General features: G+C 38.4%; 2 protein-coding genes. Both read right to left on the bottom strand.

All coding sequences use genetic code 11. The annotated features are described in order from the left end of the window. The coding region (locus HPY74_20175; GenBank protein ID NSW92925.1) for a neutral/alkaline non-lysosomal ceramidase N-terminal domain-containing protein at positions 1–1,482 on the bottom strand (1,482 nt) is incomplete at its 3' end. A gap of 430 nt (positions 1,483–1,912) precedes the next feature. Next, positions 1,913–3,742, bottom strand: coding sequence for a hypothetical protein (locus HPY74_20170; GenBank protein NSW92924.1), 1,830 nt, complete (start codon positions 3,740–3,742; stop codon positions 1,913–1,915). Positions 3,743–3,944: the final 202 nt, after the last annotated feature.

The raw sequence follows: 3,944 nt of genomic DNA, 5'->3' as shown, positions 1-3,944 counted from the left end.
CTCAATGACATTATTCACAAGTAAATCTTCCAATTCTTCAGTAAAAGGATTGTTTTTAGATTCATATCCGCCTTCTAAAAATGCTTTTTTAGTTGGAAAATACCCAGCTGAACCATTGGTCAATGAGGAAATAAAAGTATGCACAAATGGAGAACTTTTCTTAATCCTTCGACCTATATCGGAAAACACTTCACCCGGTAACCCTACAAATGCTATTCCTCCTAGCGATATTACCTGAACTTCCAGCTGCATTTTCCCTACACACTTGGCTAAGTCCAGTGTTCGGTATGCTCCTGCCAGGTCAGCCACATCACTCATGCTCTTTGTATCCCATTTTCCCTCGTGGAAAGCCTGTACGAAACTACGAGCCTGTTCTTCCTGTTCTTTGGTTACCCGCCTTAAAGGCACTTCTATAATCCTGTTTCTGGCACATACACTCATGTTATCTCCAATTACTGGTTCAAGAGGTTCCATTCTTTGATAAACTTTTAAAACTTCTGCTGCAAGAATATTTCCTACTTTTTTTGAGTATTCATATCCTCCTGCGGTCCGCCCCGGATGCATGGCATCGACATGGTTTATATCCCCCGCTGCTCCATTTATGTATATAACCTCACAATTTGGAATTTGTCTTTGTACTGCACATCTCATATGCCCGGGGTAATCTGCCGAAATGTAGTTGCCTCCAATTATATCAGGGTGAAGAGCAAAGTTAACCAAAAGCAGTTCGCCACTGCCATCAACATACTTAAAACGCACTACGCCTACCAAAGGATCTATTTCTCCTACTGGTTCAATTATATCAGGATTCCCTACGCCGGGATTGGTTTTTATACTTCCATCTTTCATTCGATAACGCCTGATAAATGATATACTCTCTTCGCTACCATACCCTATATCCACATTGGCCTCTTTCATATTATTCAAAGCCATCTGTGCTACATCAGCAAGTTTTCTCTCCAACATGGCAATGTATTCTTCGTCAGGGCCTCCAAGTTTTTCTGCCCTTTCTTTTCCATTTACTTTACTTACATAAGGCCCAGTATGAGTATGAGTCGAGTGAATCATTACATTTTCTTCTGATAAACTTAATCTATTACTAATTAATTTTTTAACTATATCAATATATTCAGCCCCTATTCCAATAACATCACAACTAATGAAAACCCACTTATTACATCCGTCCAACCCTGAAACCGATAAGGCAGAAGCATATAATGGATCTAAAATCCCTTGTGCTTCACGTCTTGAAAAATAACCCGCCATGCACATACCCAATGGTGGCGTAATATCTACTTTTGCAAAACCTACTTTTAAGCTTGTTTTTCCCATTTTATAAACATCTCCTTTCGGTGTTTTTAAGACATGTACATCGCTATCAAAAAGAAATGTTGAGGCAGATATTCCCTCATTTACAACAAGAATCTTTTCCTTCTCATTAAAAAAACTTTTGTCAAGGTTAATAGTAGTTGACCAATTCATATTTCAACCTCCAATAAATACCCAATAAATTTGCATTTGTAATAACGTTTTTATAAGTCAATAATATGTCATTTGCCAAATAAAGTCAATGGTAAAAAATATTAGTTTAACTCCAAACGACCCATTGCTTCGGGGTTATAGTTGTGTAAACACAGCCTTGGACGTATGTGAGGGTTCTCTCCAGACCATGAGTCTTGAATTTCCCCAGCGCTTGTTTTAAAATTTCTGACAATACTAATTGCTAGTGCTGATTGCCCCCGATATCCTGGCATTTTTTCCAGATTTATTTCAAAGCTAGTAATCCAGTCCGGTCCTTTGCGCTTTGCTTCGTAAAAGCAATCAATTGGGAATCCAATGTATACATCAGAATACGGCTTGCGCGCAATACTTTGCTCAGAAGAATCTTCAGTATTACTAGCAGTTTTAAAATTTAGGGTAAAATGGTAAGGATAGCCCAATGGAAACCAAGCTGTGAATCATATTTGCACAATTCTATCATTCGTAAACTTCGTTTAATTTCTTCTTTAACAATGGCCTCCATTTCATCCAAGCATTTTATCCGATTAAATATACGATTGAATTTAGTTTGATTGAGAGTAGTCTGATTGAATTCAGTTTGGTCAAATGGATTGTTCCATAAAATTTGGTCACGCAAATCGTAAAATCTAAGTATATTAAGCCCACTTTCAAACTGTATGCTCAAAGCTTCAGCAACTCCTATATCTTTTAAACGTTCAGGGTCATCTGCAAAATCGTGTGAAATCTCTTTTAATATCTCTACACCTTTTTTCCAGCAGTCCACCATTTTTTCACACAGTTCAATAGCCTCTTTAATTGTAAATGATATCATACATTCACCTATACTATCCCCGCTTGCTGGAAAATCCAACCTCCAGGTTGGCGCAACTTGAATTTTAGCACCCATTTCAATTCCTGCCTTTTCACAGGCTAAAGCCATCCCTGTAAACCTATGACTTGGTCCAATGTATGACTGCCAGTAGTCTCCACCAATCCGAATCTTACCTAACTGCTCTTTTTCACCACCCGATTCAAAATTAAATACTAATATTGTATCCTTTGGAAGCTTTGCTGGAATAGTATACGTCCACTGTGCAGTTGGCAATACCTGAGGCATATAAAGCCAGCTTATAAACTGTGCATCAGGATTAACTTCATGCATTGCACGTAGTATAGGTATATGAGTAGCTTCCAATATTTCACCTTTTTCTTTCTCTAAACATCGAGGACAATTAACCTCAGCTTCTGTAACTGCGGATACACTTGATAAACAAGATGTCGTTCTTTCTCCATGGGTTATACATATTATACCTCCGAGTTTCGGAACATCCAGAAAAATACTTTTTACTGCTTCATACAAGTATTTCTGTGAGGTTTCGGAAAATGGGCAGAAGCAAATATCATTTCCAACTTTAGCTCCTGCAACTTCCGGATGGTTTAATAATAATGGGTCTTCATCCCCCCATAACCTAGGCTCAATACAGAATAAGAATATCTTTATACCATAGCGTCTGCATTTCTCAACAGTTCGGCTAAGCTTGCTTAACCTTTTTTCACGGTTTTTTCCATATTCAGGTACTATATTAGTTTTGCAAAGGTCACGAAATTCTATAGTAAGCCAAAGGATATTTATGCCTTCATGTGCAAGGCGATTAAGGTACTCATCCGGATAATAATCAACTTCGTCCATTAATTCATCCCGGTTGAAAGGCAGACGCTTGATAGGGCCAAAGAAGCAGCGTGATATCCGGTTTTTAACCCAGGGAATACGTTTAATAGTTGTCGGAGTTAGAAATGGGCCTTCTGCGCTCAGTATAAGATCCTCAAGGTAAAATATCCCTCTCCTTATTCCTTCAGTGTCTTCGGATTTAATTGTTATACTGCTTTGTCCAATCTCAATGCAATAGCTTTCCTTACTAACTTGTTCCTCTTGAATTGCTTGAATTGTAATAAATACATGTTCAGGATCTATAGATTTTAGCTCTACGGATTTTAAATCTCCAATTCTTGGTACAGATACATCATCCATAAACCTTTCTAAATCTTCCCAAGCAGTATCAAGCAACCCTTCAGGGTCAGGGAAATTTTTAAGAATTATTACACCGTTTCTAAGATCCAGTTCACCTGGATTAGGATCATAACGATTCCAACGAGGTTTGCGGTGAAGTTCAGATCTCAATTCATCTATAAAAGCCCAGTAATTAGCAGTATTTGGTTGAGATGGTTCTTCTATACTGAACATTAACTTACACCTCCGTTTTACGCCACCATTTTTCATTTATCCTCTCTTGGAGGCAAGAGGGCAGGTCATAACCTGCCTTTAAACCAGCAATAAAATGTTAAACGATATGCCGTTATGCCGTTAAGACCCTTGCTGCGGTAAACGGTATAAACCCGGCTGTTCCCAGGGTTCATCAAGACCAAGTCCTCTAAGGTCTGCTACT

The sequence above is a fragment of the Bacillota bacterium genome, assembly GCA_013314855.1.
In the GTDB taxonomy this organism is placed as follows: domain Bacteria; phylum Bacillota; class Clostridia; order Acetivibrionales; family DUMC01; genus Ch48.
Note: the sequence above shows the minus strand (reverse complement) of the source record. Positions and strands in the feature narration are given on the sequence as shown.

What these genes read in the sequence shown, in the direction of transcription:
- HPY74_20170 (NSW92924.1), bottom strand. Translation starts at nt 3,742, where the DNA reads ATGTTCAGTATAGAAGAACCATCTCAACCAAATACTGCTAATTACTGG.